The organism is Halopiger thermotolerans, assembly GCF_054654555.1.
On sequence record NZ_BAAIEU010000004.1, the window covers coordinates 524797 to 542788 of the forward strand.

The following is a 17992-nucleotide window of genomic DNA, read 5'->3' on the forward strand; positions in this document are numbered from 1 at the left end:
GACCGTGCGTTCGATTCGGACTCAGCCGGACGGGCGCAGCAGCCGAAACGGCCGGAGCAAGCGCCCGCCGACCAGCCGAGCGACGGTCCGGAGAAACGGGACCACTCCCGTGTCGCTCTCGTCGAGGACGTACCCGGTGCCCACGCGGTCGATCGGTCCCGCTTCGCCGCGGGCATGCTCGGCGAGGACGCGCTCGAGGGCGGCGTCGCTCAGTCCGGTTCGCGAGCGCAGTTCCGCTTCAGTCAGCGGCCGGTCGGCCTCGCGGAGCGCTTCGGCTACTCGGCGGTTGTGTCGCGCCAGACGGACGACCTCGTCTCGCGACGGCTCGTCGGATTCGTCGGCTTCGTCCGCGTCCGGTTCTCGAGCGTCGGCGTCGTCCGAACCGCCGTGGTGCCACCCGTAGAGCCCGTCGAGAGCGATCCAGCCCCCGATCGCCAGGAAGGCGACCCCGATCCGCGGGTCGCCCCCTCGTAGCTGCACGGCGCCGGCGGCCAGCCAGGCGACGCCGAAGGCCGTCCACGCGAGCGCCGGCGCCGGATCGAGGCGATCGAGTGCGGCCTCGACGAGCGGCGAGAGGACGACGAGCACGAGAAAGAGCGCGATCAAATCCGTGGCGGAGCCGAACCCCGAGAGGAGGCCAACGACCGCGATCGAAACCCCGATATCGACCGGATCGTACTGCTCGCGTACCCAGGAGCCGACCTGCCGGAACATATGTCTGCCGTACAACACGATGGGTCCTAAACGTATTGTAAGCAGGACTGAGCGTCGTTCGCTCCGGCCGTTTCGACGGGTGGCTGGCCGCCGGCGGTCGCCGCGGACGTCCGACGGTTGCATCGCACGGCGCGGTCGCCGTCGCGGGCCTCGAGTCGTGCTTTCCGGTCCGAACTTCTTTGTAGCCGGTCGTTGGGGCTGTCTCCATGGCGGAGACGACCACGTATCAGGACGACGTGACGCGCGACGAGGCCGCCGAGCTGGTGGAGGAACTGGCCGCCGAACTTCGGGGCACGGGTCCCGCACAGGTGCAGGTCGGAAACAAGCTGCTGACACTCACGCCGGCGTCGACGGTCGAGTACGACATCGAAGTCGAGGAGCGCTCGCCGATGCTCCGCGGGGACCGCGAGGAGATCACCGTCACGATCGGCTGGGCGGTTCCGAAGGGGGACGCCGACGCCGAAGACGGCGGGGAGGTCGAGTAGCCGCGCCCCAGTCGATCGTGGCGCCCACTCGAGTCGGCCGGCCTCGTCAGATAGCGGGCGTCTCGACTCGACGACGATCGGCGCGCACCGCCGGAGCGGGGCAGTTGACAAGACTTAATGGCCACATGCCGTTACACGTAGGTAATGGCTTTTGAGGACCTGCTCGAGGACCCGGTCATCCAGAAGTACTTGCACGAGTTGGTCGGTCCCAAGGGGATGCCCGTCGCGGCGGCACCGCCGGACGGGGAAGTGACCGACGAGGAGCTCGCCGAGGAGCTCGACCTCGAGTTGAACGACGTGCGCCGCGCGCTGTTTATTCTCTACGAGAACGATCTCGCCAGCTACCGGCGCCTGCGCGACGAGGACTCGGGGTGGCTCACCTACCTCTGGACCTTCGAGTACGACAACATCCCAGAGAACCTAGAGGAGGAGATGTACCGGCTCCACGAGGCCCTGGAGGAGCGCCAGGAGTACGAACGGAACCACGAGTTCTACCTCTGTGAGGTCTGTTCGATCCGGTTCGAGTTCGGCGAGGCCATGGACTTCGGCTTCGAGTGTCCCGAGTGCGGCTCGCCGCTGGAATCGATGGACAACGACCGGCTCGTCAACGCGATGGACGAGCGCCTCGAGGCCCTCGAGGAGGAACTCAACATCGACAGCGCGGACGCCTAATGGTCGTACTCGCAACCAAACTGTACGTCGAGGGCGACGCCCGCGAGCGGGCGCTGGACTCGCTGCGCTCGCTGGTCGGCAACGAGATCGGCGATCTGGCCGTCGAGTACGAGGTCGGCGTGCGCCACGACGACTTCCCCTCGGTCACGATCGAGGGCGAGGACGCCACCGTCGCGCGCAACGTCCTCCGCGAGGAGTTCGGCGAGATCGTCCCCGACCTCGAGGCCGGCGAGACCTACGTCGGCACGCTCGAGTCGTGGGACGACGAGGGGTTCGTCCTCGACGCCGGCCAGGAAGTGCGGATTCCGGCCGCCAAACTCGAGCTCGGTCCCGGCTCCCCCACGCAGATCCGCGAGCGGTTCGGCCTCGTCCAGCACATGCCACTGCGGTTCGTCTACGGCGGGGAGGAGCCTTCCACCCTCGCCGACGAGGAAGTCGACCGCCTCTACGAGTGGACCCGCGGCGCGGGCCGGCTCAACGTCAACAGCGCCACGCGGGCGGAGGTCCGCGCGACGCTCAACCGCGCGGGCCACGCCCACGACTACGTCACCGTCGAACGGCTCGGACTCCTCGAGCAGAGCGTGATCTGCACCGAGAACACGGATCCGCCGGGCCTGCTGGCCAGCGTCGGCGAGTACCTCCCGGCGGAACTGCGCTGCGTCGTTCCCTAACATGAACCGACGGCTCGTTCTCGCGGCGCTCGCGGTCGGACTACTCGTCGGCGCAGCGGGCTGTACGGGATTCTTCGGGGGAATCTCCGAGGAACAGCTCGATCAGAACGCGAGCTACGGCGACCTGCGCGACAGCGACGTCGACGTCGCAGTCGCCGTGGAGGGCGGCGGCATCATCAACGACGGCGAGTTCCGCGCCGTCTACGACCTCAACGGCACGCAGGAGCTGTCGCTGTACCGATCGCAGCTCTACCGCGACGCGGCGCTCGACGTCCGCGCCGTCCGGTACTGGTACCCCAACGGGACGGTCGTGACCGGCTCCGAACTCGACGTCGAGCAGGACCGCTCGAGCACGCAGATCCGGGTGCCCGACGGGAACGGGACGCTCGCGTTCTCGGGCGACGCGGGCCGGCGAACCTTCCAACTACCGGCCTACGTCGAGGGCTCCTACCGGGTGACCCTGCCGGAGGGGTACCGGACGTCGAACTTCCTGTTCGGCGACGTCAGCCCCGGCGGCTACGAGCGCGAGATCGTCGACGGTCGAGAGCGACTGACCTGGGAGCACCTCGAGAGTCCGATCTCGGTGCGGTACTACCAGACCCGGGACATTCCGCTGTTCGCCGGGTTGATCGGCGCCATCGTGCTGATCGGCGGCGCCGGCATCGCGTACTACTACCGGCAGGTCAAGCGGCTACAGGAGCAACGCGAGGAGATGGGCTTCGATGTCGACATCGACGATTCCGACGACGGCCCGCCGCCCGGCATGCGGTGAGCGCCCGGATCGACGCGGCTGCGGCTTTTTACCCGTGAATCGCGGCCTCGTCCAGTAAGATCGCGCTTCCGTCCTCGAAGGCGAACCGCCCGTCGACGTGTTTCGTGTCGGCCCGCGTCGACTCGAGGTCGCGCGTACGAACCGTTCTCGTGACGTCGACGCCGTCGACCAGCCAGCCGTAGTAGGCGCCGGTCTCGTCGGTTTCGTCCAGGACCAGCAACATCGGATCGTCGATCCGCGCGGCCGTTTCCCGCGTCCGCTCCGCGGCGAACACGCGCGGGAGATCGACGGCGCGAACGCGCTCGCCCCGGACGGTGACGGTCCCCGCGTCCCAGGGATCGTCGGCGTCCTCGAGCGGCGCCGTCTCGGAGAGGCCGAGGACGGAGGCGACGGCGTCGGTCCGGACGCAGTAGCGGTCGGACGCGAGCGAGAAGGTGAGGACGGTCAGTCGGTCGTCGCCGTCGACGGCCTCGGTCGCATCGTCGGCGTCGGGGGTAGGACCGGGGTCGGCATCCGCGCGGTCGGCAGGCGTCGTCATCGTATCCGGTACCACCATCGAAAGACCCGAAAATAAACGTTTTGCGTCCCGGCGTCCCGCATGTCGGCGCCGGGATGACCGACACCGGCCGATCCAGGCCCGACTCCGCTCCGGCGGGAGTCAACGTTTTATCACTGGACTTGGATACACGAACGGACACATGGCCCCGGATCTCCCCGACAAGCTGCTCGGCATCGACATCGACGGCGACGACCGCGCGCAGCGGCGGTCCGACGACGGCGACGAGGACGACGAGGAAGACCTGGTACGGCTCGTGCTGTTCGCCGTCGGCGAGCACCGCCTGGCCGTCCCGGTCGACGACGTTCGAACGACGACCGACCTCCCCGACGAACTGACGCCGGTGCCGCGAACCCCGCCGGCGGTCGAGGGCGTCACCGACCTCCGGGGCGAGATCACGGCCGTGATCGACCCGTCCGTGCACTTCCCGACGGACGGGGGCGGGGACCGGGACGGGAATAGGGACGGGCCCACCGCCGGGCGCGAGCAGTTGCTCGTCTTCGATCGCGGCGCCGACGACCAGTCGGCGGCGATACGGGTCGACGACGTTCTCCAGGTCGAATCCGTTCCCGAGCGAGACCTCCTCGACGCCGACGACGTCGCTGCGCGCGAGTTCGAGACGGACGTCCTCGAGCACCCGCTGGTCGACGCGCTCGTCGAACGGGAGCGGCGGCCGACCCGACGGATCGGCGAGACGGTCGTGTCGCCGACGGCCGCAGCCGACGATGACGACGACGGCGACGGTACCGACGCGGCGGCCACGACCGAAGCGTCGCAGGATCGGGACTGCCCGGTCGTCGTCGAACTAACGCCGGTAGTCGACGTCGACGATCTCCTGTTGGCGGCCGGCCCCCGGTCGTGATCGGTAACTACCGGCCGCGGTAGCCTCGCGGACGCGTTGCTCGCCGGCGAATGCACCGGTTATCACGTGTGATAATAGGGAGACAGCATTTATGGTAGTTGTATTTCTACCAGAATTTGGTGTACTAGTGAATGTCGACAGGGGTGCTCATCGTAGACGACTCCCATTTTATGCGGAATCTCCTCCGTCAGATTCTCGAGCAGGAATACCGCATCCTGGGTGAGGCGTCGAACGGGGCGGAAGCCGTCAAGTTGTACAAGGAACACGATCCCGACATCGTGATGATGGACATCGTGATGCCCAAATGTAACGGCATCAAGGCGACCGCGGCCATAAAGAAAATCGACCCCGACGCCAGCGTTATCATGTGCACGAGCGTCGGACAGCGGGAAAAGATGAAACTCGCGGTCAAAGCGGGCGCGGACGGCTACGTGACGAAGCCGTTCGAGGAACCGAGCGTCAGAAAAGCGCTTACGGACGTCACTGCGGCATGACGCGAGTACTCGTTGTCGACGACTCTCAGTTCTTCCGAACAGTCGTCGGCAACGCGCTCGGCGACGCCGGCTACGACGTCGAAACGGCCGACACCGGCGCCGAGGCGGTCGAGGTCGTGACGGGCGCGACCGAGGCTTCCGACGGGAACTCGAGTCCGTCGAACTCGAGCGCCGACCCGAACGCGGCGTTCGTTCCCGACGTGGTGACGATGGACGTCGAGATGCCGGACATGAACGGCATCGAGGCCGTCGAGCGGATCATGATGGCGGCGCCGACGCCCGTCATCATGGCCAGCGCGTACACCGACGCGGACGCGGCGGCGACGCTCGACGCGCTGGAGGCCGGCGCCGTCGACTTCCTCCAGAAACCCGACGGATCGGGGTCGCGCAACATCGCCCACTTCGTCGACGACCTCCGCGAGAAGATCGATCGGCTGGACGGCGCCGACGTGTCGGCGCTGGCTCGCCCGCGGACGACCGACGCCGAGCGGAGATCGGAACCGGACGGCCGTTCCCGGTCGCGCGCGCGATCGGACGCTGACTCCCGTCCCCGCTCGGGCTCGGCACGCGCCGACCGTTCGAATCCGTCGACGGTCAGCGCCGCCAGGACGCAGTCGCAGGGCGAGACGGCGGTCGAGTCGATCGCCCCGGCCGCTCCGGAGACGAAACCGGAAACCGATGCGCGGCCGACCGCAGCGAACGCGGCCGCGCACACCGACGATTCGGCGTCCGCGGTCAGTTTCGACGGTGCGGACGACGGGACGCGCGGCCCGACGATCGTCGTCGGCGCCTCCACGGGCGGCCCGAAGATCGTCGAGCGACTGTTCGCGCGCCTGCCGATCGCGCTCGGCGCGACGGTGCTGGTCGTCCAGCACATGCCGGCCGATTTCACCGGGCGGTTCGCCGACCGACTCGACGCGATGGGGCCGTACGCGGTCCGCGAAGCCGGCGACGGCGACCGGATCGGCCCCGGCGAGGCGGTCGTCGCACCCGGCGACGCCCACCTCGAGGTCGGCGCCGACTTCGGGGACTCGCTGCGGGTCCGCCTCGTCGAGGAGCGCGACGATCGAGGCATCCGGCCGTCGATCGACGTCGCGATGGAAACGGCCGCCGACCGCGTCGACGGACCGCTCTGTGGGGTCGTGCTGACCGGCATGGGCGACGACGGCGCCGCCGGCATCGAGGCGATCAAGGCTGCGGGCGGGCGAACGATCGCACAGGACGAGGCGACCAGCCCCGTTTTCGGCATCCCCTGTCAGGCGATCGAAACCGGCTGCGTCGATTCGATCGCGCCCGCTTCCGCGATCGTCGACGAGATCGTCGCCGCGTTCGCGGACGCGACGTCGGACCCAGACCCAGACCCGGACCTGGACGCGAAAGCGGGTGACCGCGATGACTGAGTACGAGTACTGGACCGACTTCGTCCGAGAGAGCACCGAGCGAATCACGGAGCTGAACAACGCCCTGTTGACCCTCGAGCGCAACCCCGACGACGAGGCGGCGGTGGAGGACGTCTTCCGCGTCGCCCACACGCTCAAGGGCAACTGCGGCGCCGCCGGCCTCGAGTCCGCGAGCGAACTCGCGCACGCGATCGAGGACCTCCTCGACGCCGTCCGCGGCGGCGCGCTCGAGGTCTCGCCGGAGGTGATGGACGACGTCTTCGACGCCGTCGACGAACTCGAGACGATCATCGAGACCGCCGACGGGGCCGACGACGTCGACGCCGATCCGTCCGAGACGATCCACGCCCTTCGGGACCACCTCGAGGGGCCGGCGGCGATCCAGCCGCCGTCGGACGACGAGATCGAGGACGTGCTCTCGCGGTTCGAGCCCCCGGCGGAAGACCGGAACGTCTACCTCGCCCGGCTCTCGGTCGACGAGGACGAAGCCGACGGCGACAACGCCGGCATCCTGATCGTCAAGGCGCTGATCGACGCGTTCGACCTGATCGGAACCGACCCGCCGCGCGACGCGATCGACGCGCACGCGTACAACGGTCGCTTCGACGCCGTCTTCGCGAGCGCGGTGACCGAGTCGGCGATCGAGTCCGGCCTCGAGCCGGTCGACGAGGTCGCGGACTTCGAGTTGCTCGAGGTGACCGACCGCTTCGCCGCGGTGGCCGACGCCGGAGCGGCTGGCGGTGACGACGGCGGTGACGGCGACGCTGGCGACGATGCGACGCCCGCGGACGCCGACATCTCGGCCGACGAAGCGCAGGACCTCGAGGTCGACGAACTGCTCGGCGAGTTCGATCAGTACGACGACCTGGACTCGATGGTCGAGGAGGTCGAGGACGACGACGACCTCGACGCCTTCGACGACATGGGGAAAGCCGGCTCGTTCGACGATCTGTTGGGCGACGACGAGGTCGACATCGACGTCGATCCCGTTCTCGACGAGGACGCAAGCGAGCCGGCGGCCAGCGACGCCGACGATTCCGCCGGCGAGTCGGCGGCCGCTACCGCGACCGACTCGAGCGGTGAACGCGACGAGGGGTCCGAGTCGGCATCCGATTCCGGTTCCGACTCCGAATCCGCAGTCGCCGATCCCGCCTCGGCGGAGGACTCCGTCGAGGACGCCGACGCCGTCTTCCAGGAGCTCAAGGACGAAGTCGAGATGGTCGGCTTCGACGAGCTCCAGGACGAGCTCGCGGAACTCGAGTTCGACGAGTTCGACACCGACGACGAGGTCAGCATGGACGAACTCCTCGGCGACGACGTCGCGGACGGCGCCGAGGACCCGTTCCTCGAGTCGGACGGGACCGACGGTGCGACCGCCGAAGCCGACGATGCAACAGCGGACGCGGATTTGGCTGTCGACGGGGCGGAACCGACCGCCGATCAGCCGTCCGACGGCGACGTCGCCGACGCAGTCGGCGCAGTCGAGGCGACGGACGCGGTCGAGACGGCCGACGAAGCCGAATCCGGCCTCGAGTCGCCTGTGGACGACCGCGATTCGGCGGACGAACCCGCGGAGACAGTCGTCGACGATGCGACAGAGACGATGGAATCGGCTGAAACGCCGGAGTCGGCGCCGGAACCGGAATCGGAATCAGAACCGGAACCGACGACGGCAGCACCGTCCGTAGGCGCAGAACCGGCGGACGACGCTGCCGAAGACGGTGTAATTCCGCTCGAGTCGCCGAGCGCGTCGGCTGCGAACGACGAAGACGACGACCTCGAGGACGCCGATTCCGGCGATGAGGTCGGTACCGACGATGACGGCGGCAGTGGCGACGACGCGCCGACGGCCGTCGCCGATTTCGATTCGGCGACCGGCGGCTTCGAGCCGGCGACGGACGACTTCGAGCCGGCGACCGATGACGAATCGGACGACGCGGCAGCTGCCGCAGACGGCGCCGATTCCACTGCCGGAAGCGCCGGCGGGGACGAGATGGTCGACTTCAGCGACCTCGGTGCGACCGTCGGCTCGGCTGCCGACGCCGACGAGACTGCGACGGCCGACTCGGCAGCCGCCGACGACATAGACGATGACGTGACAGTCGGTAGCGACGATCGGACCGAGGCCGATCCGGAACCGGACGAGACGGAGCGCGTCGGCTCGGCGTCCGCAGACGAGGCGGTCGAAGACGAATCCGACCTCGAAACCGGGACCGAACCCAGTACGCCGTCCGGTACCGCCGACGAGGCGTTCGAGGCGGCGTTTTCGGCGGTCGACAGTGACGAGGACGAGGGAGAGACCGTCGCCGCCGATGACGACGAGTTGGACGTCGATCTCGCGACCGACGACGCCTCTACAGCGTCGACCGACGACGCCGAACTCGAGTCGGAAGCCGACTCGGCAGGTGCTTTCGACGACGGTGCGATCGATTCGGACGAGTTCGACGTCTCGGACTCCGTTACGTCGGCCGGCGACGCAGACGAGTTCGGCGAGGACTCGTTCGCCGAACCGGACGTCTCCAACACCGATACCGACATCGGAGCCGACGATTTCCCCGATGAGAACTTCGCTGACGATGACTTCGAGACGGACGACGCATTCGCTATTGTTGATCCCGACATCGAGGTCTCTCATGAGGACGATATCGACTCGGGAGCGCTCGACTCGCCGGACGTCGACTCGGCGGATCTCGACGACTCGCTCGACGCGCTGGAGTTCGACCCCGATTCGGACGCGTCCTTCGAGGACACCTTCGGCGACGACGCGTTCACCGACCTCGACTCGGAATCCGCATCGTTCGGCGAGTCGGATGTCGAGAACGGGCCCGAAATCGGAACCGAGACCGAAACCGACGACGGGGCCGCGTTCGAACGCGACTCGTTCGGCGACGACGCCTCGAGCGGAGCGACCGGGGCAGACGAGACGCCGGATCGCATCGTCGACGTGCCGGGGATCGAGATTCCAGACGTCACGGTGCCCGAGCCGGAGACCCAGCAGGACGGTGACGACGGCCCCGACGAGATCCAGTCGCTCCGCGTCGACGTCGAGCAGGTCGACGAACTGCTCACGCTCGTCGAGGGACTGGTGACCAGTCGCGTCCGCCTTCGCCACGCCGTCGAGGCCGACGAGGACCGGAAGGCCCTCGAGACGGAACTCGACGCGCTCGAGGACCTGACGACCGACCTCCAGGAGACGGTGATGGACGTGCGACTCGTCCCGCTCGAGACGGTGACGGGGCGGCTGCCGCGGGTCGTCCGCGACATCGCCCGCGAACAGGACAAGGAGGTCGCCTTCGAGATGGACGGCGGCGACGTCGAACTCGATCGGACGATCCTCGACCGGATCAGCGATCCGCTGATCCACCTGGTTCGCAACGCGGTCGACCACGGCATCGAGCCGCCGGAAGACCGCGAAGACGCGGAGAAACCCCGCGAGGGGACCGTCGAGGTGACTGCGACGCGGGAACGCGATCGCGTGACGATTACGGTCGAAGACGACGGCGGTGGGCTCAACCCCGACCGGATCCGCTCCGAGGCGGTCGAGGCGGACGTGCTCACCGAGGCGGAGGCCGAAGCGATGGCCGACGAGGAGGTCTACGACCTCGTCTTCCATCCGGGCCTCTCGACCGCCGAGGAAGTGACGGACGTCAGCGGCCGCGGGGTCGGGATGGACGTCGTCGACCGGACGGTGACCGAACTCGACGGCACGGTCTCGATCGACAGCGCGCCGGGCGAGGGGACGACCGTCACGATGACCCTGCCGGTGTCGATCGCGATCGACGACGTCCTGTTCGTCGAGAGCGGCGGCGAGGAGTTCGGGTTGCCGACCGAGGTCGTCCACGACGTCGAACCCGCCGATTCGATCGAAATGATCGACGGCGAGCCCGTGCTCCCCCGCGACGACGCCGATCCGATCCCCGTGATCGGACTGAACGAGACGCTCGAAACGACGGCGGTCGACGGCGATGGCGATGCCGACGGCGCAGCCGGCGCTGCCGCCGCCGTCGACGGTGACGGCGGTGACGGCGGTGATGGCGGGAGCGACGACGGAATCGCCGGTACCGCCGGCGGCGACGTCCTCGTTCGAATCCGCGACGACGTCCGTCCGGTCGCCATCCGGTGCGACCGTGTCCACGGCCAACAGGAGGTCGTCGTCAAGCCCTTCGAGGGGTTCATGCGCGGTATCCCCGGCCTCAGCGGCGCGACGGTGCGCGGCCGAGGGAAGGTGGTCAACATTCTGGACGTGACGACACTATGAACGCGAACGACGCAGATTCACACGCACACGCAGACACAGACGCACATCGACGGAGGACCAGGAACAGATGACGCTAAAGGTCGACATCCGCAAGCTGAGTTTCATAAACGAGATGGCCAAGGTCGGGACGAACGGCGTCGCCGACAACATGAGCAAGTTGACCGGCCAGGACGCCCAGATGGAGGTGACGAAGACGAACTTCGTCGACGTCGACGACATCCAGTCCCAGCTCGACGACGGGAAGCGCGTCGGCGTCCGCGTCCGCCTGCTCAACCCGCCACACGGTCACATCCTCATCCTCTTCCCGGAGGCGAGCGCGAAGAAGATCACCGCGATCATGCTCGACGACGTCGTCGACGACATGTCCGACGTCTCCGGCAAGATGGCCCGCAGCGCCGTCGAGGAGATGGGCAACATGATGGCCAGCGGCTTCATCGACGGCTGGGCCGACGTGCTCGGGCGCGTCATCGACATCGCCGCCCCGCAGCTCGTCTACGCGCCCACCGAAGACATCGTCACCCGAACGGCCGGACTGGGCGACGACGACCTCGCGCTGTTTTTCGACTCGGACCTCTCAGTCCCGAGCTATCAGATCGAGGCCGAAATCTACGCCTTCCCCGACCTCGAGGAGTTCGTCGAAATGGTCAACGGGATGGACGTGCAATCCGCATGAAACTCGACGTCAACGCGCTGGGAACGTTCTATCGAATGGCTCGAGAGGGGGCCGGACTCGCCGCGGGCCGGCTGACCCACATGACCGACGTCGAGACGCGCGTCGGCGTGACGAAGCTCAACTTCATGCGCGGCCGCGAGATCCGCCGCGACTTCGAGGATTCGTCGGAGAAGGTCGGCGTCCGCGTCGAACTCACGGGCGCGATCGAGGGCCAGTCGGTGATCGTTTTCGAGCGGGAGAACGCGCTTCGGATCGTCGAGACGCTGGTCACCGAGTCCGAGGCCGACGAGTTCGACGAGATGAACCGCTCCGCCGCGACCGAGGTCGGCCAGATCATGAACAACGGCTTCATCGACGGCTGGGCGGACGTCTTAGAGACCGTCATCGACGTCTCGACCCCCGAGTTCGTCCAGGGGCAGTCAGCGGATCCCTTCCTCGGCGACATTGAGGGCGCGAGCGACGAGGAACTCGCCTTGCTCTTTCAGAGCAACATCGAGGCCGTCGGCACCGAAGTCGGCTTCCACCACTACCTGTTCCCGACCCGGGAGTCGATGGCCGACCTGCTGGACCAACTGCGCACCAGCGACGGCATCGAGTACGACAAACTCGACGGCTTCGACCGGATGGCCGAGCGCGGCGCCGAGGAGATCGCCAACACGGCGACGACGCTGACCGGCATCGAGACGAGCGTCGACATCCGCCGGCTGAACTTCCTCTCGCTCGAGGCGATTCCCGAGCAGGTGGCCGACGAGCGGCTGGTCGGGGTCGCGTTCGAGTTCGACGGCGTCCCGAGCGGCTACCTCCTCTTTCTGTTCGACGAGGAGTCGGCCGACGAGATCATCGACGCGATGGTCCCGACGGGCGCCGGCGCGTCCGGCGGCGACGGTGACGGCTACGACGAGATGGGCCGGAGCGCGATTACCGAACTCGGGAACATCATGGCCAGCGGCTTCCTCGACGGCTGGGCGAACGTCCTCGATACGACGATCGACCACTCGACGCCGGAGTTCATCCACGACATCGGCGCGGCCGCGGTCGATCCGGTCGTGATCCACCTCGGCGAGAACCAGGAGTTCGCGTTCGTCTTCGATACAGTCATCACGGCCGACGGCAGAGAGTTCGACTGCGAAGTGTACGCCATCCCCGACGAGTCGGACCTCGAGCGGGCGCTCAACGATCTCGACGTCGACCGCATCGAGGATACGCCGACCACGGCGGACTTTCAGCAAGTAAACGAGTCATGAAATCATGAAAACGTACGGCAGCGAACCGGGCGCGCCGTCGCCGGTCAAGGTCGGCATCTCCGAGCTGGCCGTCGGCGACGGCGACGAGACGCTCAAATCCTACGGACTTGGGTCGTGTCTCGCGATCGCCCTCTACGATCCCGACGCCGAGATCGGGGGACTCGCCCACGCGATGCTCCCCGACGGCGACGCGGCCACCAACAGCGACCGCAAACCGGGCAAGTACGCCGACACGGCGATCCGTGCCCTCCTGCGGCGGATGGTCGAACGCGGCGCCGACTACACGGCCGTCGAAGCGAAGATCGCGGGCGGCAGCGACATGTTCGAGTTCGACAGCTTCGGCGACGGCGTCGGCCAGCGAAACGTCGCCGCCGCGAAGGAGGAACTCGAGAAGCTCGGCGTCCCGCTGATCGCCGAAGACGTCGGCGGCGACCGCGGCCGGACCGTCGAGTTTACGCCGGCGTCCGGCACGCTTCGCGTCAAAACCTCCACCGACGACGGTACCAACGGAGTGACCGATCTGTGACAGACGACTCTTTCGACGATCTGCTCTCGTTCGTCGAGCACGAACTGGATTTCGCGACGAGCCACTACAACGACAGTTACCTCGACCGGCGAGTCTCCTCGCGAATGCGTCGCACGCAAAACGACACCTACGACGAGTACCTGACGTTCCTCCAGCAGGACGCGGACGAACAGGAAGCGCTGCTCGAGGCGATGAGCATCAACGTCACCGGCTTCTTCCGCAACCCCGACGTCTGGGCCGGAATCCGGGACGTCCTCCGGACGCTCTCGGCGGAAAACCGCGAGGTCCGGATCTGGAGCGCCGCCTGCGCCGACGGCCGCGAGCCGTACTCGCTGGCGATGCTCGCCCACGATGACGCCCAGATCGATGCGTCCTCGATCTCGATCCTCGGGACGGACATCAGCGAACCGGCCCTCGAGACGGCCCGCGAGGGCGTCTACGAGGAGTCGCGGACGGTCGACATGGCCGACCAGCTGTCCTTCCTTGAGGACTATTCGCGGTACGTCGACCGAGACGGACGAATTTACCGTATCGACGACGCCGTCAAGCGGACCGTCGAGTTCGAACGCCACGACCTGATCAACGGCGATCCGAAGTCTGGCTTCGACCTCGTCGTCTGCCGGAACCTGTTCATCTACATCGACAACGAGTACAAACAGTCGATGCTGGAAGTGATCGCGCGGTCGCTCCGACAGGAGGGCTATCTCGTCATCGGCAAGGCCGAGACGATCCCGCCGAACCTCAAGTCCGCGTTCTCGGTGTACGACGCCCGCCTCCGGATCTACCAGCGCGACGCGGCAGAAATCTCGTCGTGACGACCTTCCCGGACTCCCGGAGGCGAGCCGTCGATCCCGCGAACGCCATGCGCGTATCGATGCCTGAGTCGCACCCGCTCCTTACATAATCGGTCCCGAACTACGACCGAACGATACGATGTCCGGCCCCGATCTCCGCTCGTTCGTCGGTCGCGCGCGGGCGCTCCTCGAGTCCGCGCCCCCGACGACCGGCCGCGAAACGCGCACGTGGCTCGTCGAGCCCTTCCTCGAGAGCCTCGGCTGGGACGCCCGCGCGGACGCGGTCGCCGTCGAGACGACCGTCGAGGAGACCCGCCTCGACTACGTCCTCGGCGTCGATTCGGTTCCCGCCCTGTTCGTCGCCGTCGCTCCCTACGACGAGTCCCTCGACGAGTCGCGGGCCCGCGGCCTGCTCGAGGCGATGGCGTGGACGGGCGTCGATCGAGCGATCTACACGAACGGCCGCGAGTACCTGTTTCTGGCCGGGACGCGGGACGTCGAACGGCTCGCGTGTCGGCTGCCGGCCCTTCCGGACCACAAGTCGGTGATCGAACACTTCTCGCGGGCGCCCCTCTCGCGCCGTCTCGATCGGGACTCGGAACCCGCCGTCGCGCGGCGACTCGCGGTCCGCCAGGAGACGCTCGTCGAGGCGTTCGTCGACCGGTTGACGGAGACGGCGGGCGATATGTACGCCGACCAGTTCGAGGCCGCCGCCGAGCGGTTCTGCGAGCAGTTAGTCGTCTCCTTTGCCGAAACCAACGCTGAGCGGTTCGACTCTCCGTCGGACGACGTCTCGTTCCAGTTTACCGATCCGACGGCCGCGGATTCGAACTCGAGTTCGACCGGCCGCCGCGAATCGGAACCGTCGCCGAGTCGGGAGCGGAGCGGCGATCGCGAAGGCTCCGACGGCGCGCTCGAGGGGCCGCCACAGCGTGAGCAGTCGGACACGATCGGCGAACCGGACGATACGACCGCGACGCAATCCCGATCGGCGTCGGACGGCGAAGCGACGGCAGCGGAGCGGCGTACGACCGACGCGCCTACGGCGGACGCCGACCGCGACGACGGGGAGTACGTCGCCCGCTTTTTCAACGACCGCGGCTCGATCGGCGCGATCGGCCACTCGAGTTCGCAGCGGGCGCTCGTCGGCGTAACGGAGTACCTCTTCGAACGCGGTCTCTCGGGGGTCTCTGTCCCCTGGAGTCCCGACGACGGTGACGAGGAGCCGACGCTGCTGAACGCCGACCCCGTCCGCGCCGACGGCGAGCCGATGGCTGCCCCCTACGAACTGTCGAACGGACTCTACCTCGAAACCGCCGGCGACGCGGAAACGCACGCCGAGCGTGCGAGAGCGCTCGCCTCGCGTGCGGGACTTCGAGTGCTCCTGACCGGCGATTGGGAGTAGCGAAAAACAGCAGGAGCGGTCGCCTCGTGCTCGAGGCGGCCGTCCGATTCGCCGTCGGTTCAGTATTCGACCTTCGCTTCGACGACCGTCACGAGCACTCGATCGACGGTCCGTTCGTTCGACCAGTCCGTGAGGATGTCGTCTTTCCACACCCCGTGGGAGTCGCCGCTTACGACCGAGACGTTTACCTCCGTCGACCGGTAGACCGCGCTCGTCCGATTCTCGACCGTGATGGTCACCCCCTGTCCGCCGTGACTCTGTATCGAGCGGCCGCTCTCTTCGAGGACCACCAGCGACACGATCGCGACGTCGCGGTCGTCGTCGTACCGAATTCGGGGTTCCTCGAGCGCCACGCTTCCCGTCGCTTCCGTCCGGACGACGCTGCCGCCTTCGTACTTGACCGACGCGTCGCCGGACTCGTACGTGAACGCACCCAGCGGGAGCGAATTGCCGTCCCTGACGTGGTCGAGGTCGAACTCCGACTTGTCGCCGATGAAATCGCCGTCGACGGAGACGTTCAGTGCGACACCCTCGTCGACCGTGATCGTTCCGCCGCGTAGCGTGAGTTCGCCGTACCGCTGCTCGACGCCGTCGGACCGCAGGACATCGTTGAAGTTCGCCGCCAGAGCGGTCATCGCCCGATCGGCGTTTCGCTGCTGTTCGACCTCCTGGTAGTCTTCCATCGCCTGAAACCCAGTCACCGAGAGGACCGCGACCGAACTGAGGATGATTCCGAACACGAGGATGAACGCGATTAGTTCGGAGACCGCCCGCTCGTCTCGTTGCAGCGGGAGCGTCGGTCGACCGCCACCGTCGTGACGGTCGCTCATTCGTCCACCTCCGCTATCGTGATCGTCCCGTCGCCGTCGGCGCTGATCTCCATCGTCCCGCCGGTCGCCGATCCCTCGAGGTCGGCGTCGACGGCGACCGGCACGTACACGACGACGTCGGCGCTCCGCGCGGTCAGCCGCAGACAGGGCCCGTCCTCGATCAGCGGCGCCTCGCTCGAGTCGTTCAACAGTTCGACGGTGTAGCCGCTACTCGAGACCGTCCGCGGGTGATCGACGGTGAGGGTCACGGTCCCAGTTCCGTTGCGACTCGCGATCCGATCGACGTTCGCGATCTCGTCGGCGAGACGCTCGCCGACCGTCTCGAGCGACGTTTCGATCGATCGGTCCGTCTCCGACTCGAGCATCGTGCTGGCGCTCATCACCAGCATCGCGATCAGGATCGTCGTGATGCCGATCGTGAGGACGTGCGTGATCGCGATGGAGACGCCTCGGTCTCGGTCCCGGTCCCGGTTCCAGTTTCGATCTCGACCCTGATTTCGCTCCTCGGACGGTCGTTTCTCGATCATACGTTCTCGGGGCAATCCGCGGGTTCGATTTCTCGCTGCTGGTCGTACCGCAGATCGTACGAATCGTACGTGATGTTCACGGTCGCGGTAATGTCGCTGCCGGTATCGGTCACATCGACGTCGCTAACGGTGATCAGCGTCGTCTCCGATTGTGCGCTCACGTTTCGATAGATCTCTCCGAAAGCCTCGATTTCGTCTTCGGCCTGGGCGGTCTCGGTTCGGTCGTATCGCGTCAGGATACAGCCGATGCTTTGCTCGAGTTCGGCGTCGGTAACGGCCGCCGAACTCCCGCCCTGACTCGCCGTTCCGGACGAGATCGTCTCGGTGTACAGCACGCCGTTGAACACGACGACGATTCCGAGCACGATGAACGCGAGCGCGATCGCGCCAATGAGGATGAGCTGCCCGCGCGATCGGTCGCTCGTCTCGTCGATCACCATACGATCACCCGCACCTCGACGACGTTGTAGATCGGGCTGCCGGAGCCCGTGTCGGGATGTTCCGGAATCGGCGGCGTGCCGCTGGACTCGGCGTCGCTAAGGTTCGCGTACTCGTCCGTCCCGGTCACCGACTGGTTGTCGTACAGCGTCACGATATAGCTCGCCGTCTGTGCGCTCGACGCGGGACTTCCCTGGTAGACGAGGTGCGTCGTCTCGAACTCGCCGCTGCTGCCGTTCGCGTAGCGCAGTTCGACGTTGTAATTCCGGCCGGTCTCCGTCAGTCGCTGGTCGAAGATTTGTCCGAGCGTGAAGTTGCCGCCGAACGTATCCGCGCTGTACACCTGCTCGCCGTTCGGACCGGGCTGGTCGGTCCCCTTGAAGACGATATCGCCGTCGTCTTCCTCCCAGTACCGGAGCATGGTGGAGAGATTCCCGTTTTCGTTCGCAGCGGCGACGGTAAGCGCGTCCTGGGTCTCCTGTTGGAGTTGCGCCTGAACGGTCCGATCGGCCAGCCCGCCGGTCGTCGGGGAGATCACCGCCGACTGGAGTGCGAACAGCACCGCCATCAGGACGACCATCGCGCCGATGAACCCCTCGAGGGTGTAGGCCTGCGCGCGGTCACGAGCAGGGTCGCCGTCGCGATTGTCGTTCGTCGTTCCGTCCGTCATG

General features: G+C 67.2%; 19 protein-coding genes. 13 read left to right on the forward strand and 6 right to left on the reverse strand.

Annotated features, from left to right (window positions below):
- Window positions 1-21: 21 nt before the first annotated feature.
- A complete protein-coding gene (locus tag ACYQ26_RS10265) occupies window positions 22-714 on the reverse strand; it encodes a hypothetical protein (RefSeq protein ID WP_459808798.1) in 693 nt (230 codons plus the stop codon).
- Between the two features lie 206 nt (window positions 715-920).
- Between ACYQ26_RS10265 and ACYQ26_RS10270 the strand changes: the two genes are divergently transcribed.
- The 4 genes from ACYQ26_RS10270 to ACYQ26_RS10285 all read left to right on the forward strand — a co-directional run bounded on the left by ACYQ26_RS10270 (window position 921) and on the right by ACYQ26_RS10285 (window position 3314).
- The gene (locus ACYQ26_RS10270; RefSeq protein ID WP_459808799.1) at window positions 921-1199 is read left to right on the forward strand and encodes an amphi-Trp domain-containing protein; all 279 of its coding nucleotides are present in this window, start codon (window positions 921-923) and stop codon (window positions 1197-1199) included.
- A gap of 144 nt (window positions 1200-1343) precedes the next feature.
- The gene (tfe, locus tag ACYQ26_RS10275) at window positions 1344-1871 is read left to right on the forward strand and encodes a transcription factor E (RefSeq protein WP_459808800.1); all 528 of its coding nucleotides are present in this window, start codon (window positions 1344-1346) and stop codon (window positions 1869-1871) included.
- A complete protein-coding gene (locus ACYQ26_RS10280; protein ID WP_459808801.1) occupies window positions 1871-2542 on the forward strand; it encodes a DUF2110 family protein in 672 nt (223 codons plus the stop codon). The genes tfe and ACYQ26_RS10280 overlap by 1 nt, the downstream gene beginning before the upstream one ends.
- A 1-nt stretch (window position 2543) precedes the next feature.
- Window positions 2544-3314, forward strand: a complete 771-nt coding sequence (locus tag ACYQ26_RS10285; protein ID WP_459808802.1) for a DUF5803 family protein — start codon at window positions 2544-2546, stop codon at window positions 3312-3314.
- 28 nt (window positions 3315-3342) lie between these two features.
- Here the strand turns inward: ACYQ26_RS10285 and ACYQ26_RS10290 are convergent, their stop codons facing one another.
- Window positions 3343-3852, reverse strand: coding sequence for a chemotaxis protein CheW (locus tag ACYQ26_RS10290; protein WP_459810740.1), 510 nt, complete (start codon window positions 3850-3852; stop codon window positions 3343-3345).
- A 160-nt stretch (window positions 3853-4012) separates the two neighbouring features.
- On the opposite strand from ACYQ26_RS10290, the gene ACYQ26_RS10295 reads away from it, so the two are divergent.
- From ACYQ26_RS10295 to ACYQ26_RS10335, 9 genes are all read left to right on the forward strand, one after another.
- Window positions 4013-4732 carry a chemotaxis protein CheW gene (locus ACYQ26_RS10295; protein WP_459808803.1) on the forward strand — a complete coding sequence of 240 codons (720 nt, stop codon included), beginning with the start codon at window positions 4013-4015 and terminating at the stop codon, window positions 4730-4732.
- 131 nt (window positions 4733-4863) lie between these two features.
- Window positions 4864-5226, forward strand: coding sequence for a chemotaxis protein CheY (gene cheY, locus ACYQ26_RS10300; RefSeq protein ID WP_013880061.1), 363 nt, complete (start codon window positions 4864-4866; stop codon window positions 5224-5226).
- Window positions 5223-6626, forward strand: a complete 1404-nt coding sequence (gene cheB, locus ACYQ26_RS10305) for a chemotaxis-specific protein-glutamate methyltransferase CheB (RefSeq protein ID WP_459808804.1) — start codon at window positions 5223-5225, stop codon at window positions 6624-6626. The genes cheY and cheB overlap by 4 nt, the downstream gene beginning before the upstream one ends.
- Complete coding sequence (locus tag ACYQ26_RS10310; protein ID WP_459808805.1) at window positions 6619-10884, forward strand: ATP-binding protein; 4266 nt, start codon at window positions 6619-6621, stop codon at window positions 10882-10884. The genes cheB and ACYQ26_RS10310 overlap by 8 nt, the downstream gene beginning before the upstream one ends.
- Before the next feature lie 67 nt (window positions 10885-10951).
- Complete coding sequence (locus tag ACYQ26_RS10315) at window positions 10952-11557, forward strand: chemotaxis protein CheC (protein ID WP_459808806.1); 606 nt, start codon at window positions 10952-10954, stop codon at window positions 11555-11557.
- Window positions 11554-12801, forward strand: coding sequence for a chemotaxis protein CheC (locus ACYQ26_RS10320; RefSeq protein WP_459808807.1), 1248 nt, complete (start codon window positions 11554-11556; stop codon window positions 12799-12801). The genes ACYQ26_RS10315 and ACYQ26_RS10320 overlap by 4 nt, the downstream gene beginning before the upstream one ends.
- Before the next feature lie 4 nt (window positions 12802-12805).
- A complete protein-coding gene (locus ACYQ26_RS10325; protein WP_459808808.1) occupies window positions 12806-13327 on the forward strand; it encodes a chemotaxis protein CheD in 522 nt (173 codons plus the stop codon).
- Window positions 13324-14142, forward strand: a complete 819-nt coding sequence (locus tag ACYQ26_RS10330; protein WP_459808809.1) for a CheR family methyltransferase — start codon at window positions 13324-13326, stop codon at window positions 14140-14142. Before ACYQ26_RS10325 ends, ACYQ26_RS10330 begins: the two co-directional genes overlap by 4 nt.
- Before the next feature lie 118 nt (window positions 14143-14260).
- On the forward strand, window positions 14261-15526 hold the full coding sequence (locus ACYQ26_RS10335; protein ID WP_459808810.1) for a hypothetical protein: 1266 nt from the start codon (window positions 14261-14263) through the stop codon (window positions 15524-15526).
- Between the two features lie 59 nt (window positions 15527-15585).
- On the opposite strand, the gene ACYQ26_RS10340 is transcribed toward ACYQ26_RS10335, so the two are convergent.
- Genes ACYQ26_RS10340 through ACYQ26_RS10355 form a run of 4 tightly spaced genes read right to left on the reverse strand, consistent with a single transcriptional unit; the run spans window position 15586 to window position 17991 of the window.
- Entirely contained in the window at window positions 15586-16356 is a 771-nt protein-coding gene (locus ACYQ26_RS10340) for a DUF7289 family protein (RefSeq protein ID WP_459808811.1), read from the reverse strand.
- Window positions 16353-16883 carry a DUF7266 family protein gene (locus tag ACYQ26_RS10345; RefSeq protein ID WP_459808812.1) on the reverse strand — a complete coding sequence of 177 codons (531 nt, stop codon included), beginning with the start codon at window positions 16881-16883 and terminating at the stop codon, window positions 16353-16355. The genes ACYQ26_RS10340 and ACYQ26_RS10345 overlap by 4 nt, the downstream gene beginning before the upstream one ends.
- Window positions 16880-17323, reverse strand: a complete 444-nt coding sequence (locus ACYQ26_RS10350) for a hypothetical protein (protein WP_459808813.1) — start codon at window positions 17321-17323, stop codon at window positions 16880-16882. Before ACYQ26_RS10350 ends, ACYQ26_RS10345 begins: the two co-directional genes overlap by 4 nt.
- Window positions 17317-17991 carry a DUF7288 family protein gene (locus tag ACYQ26_RS10355; protein WP_459808814.1) on the reverse strand — a complete coding sequence of 225 codons (675 nt, stop codon included), beginning with the start codon at window positions 17989-17991 and terminating at the stop codon, window positions 17317-17319. Before ACYQ26_RS10355 ends, ACYQ26_RS10350 begins: the two co-directional genes overlap by 7 nt.
- Window position 17992 lies beyond the last annotated feature (1 nt).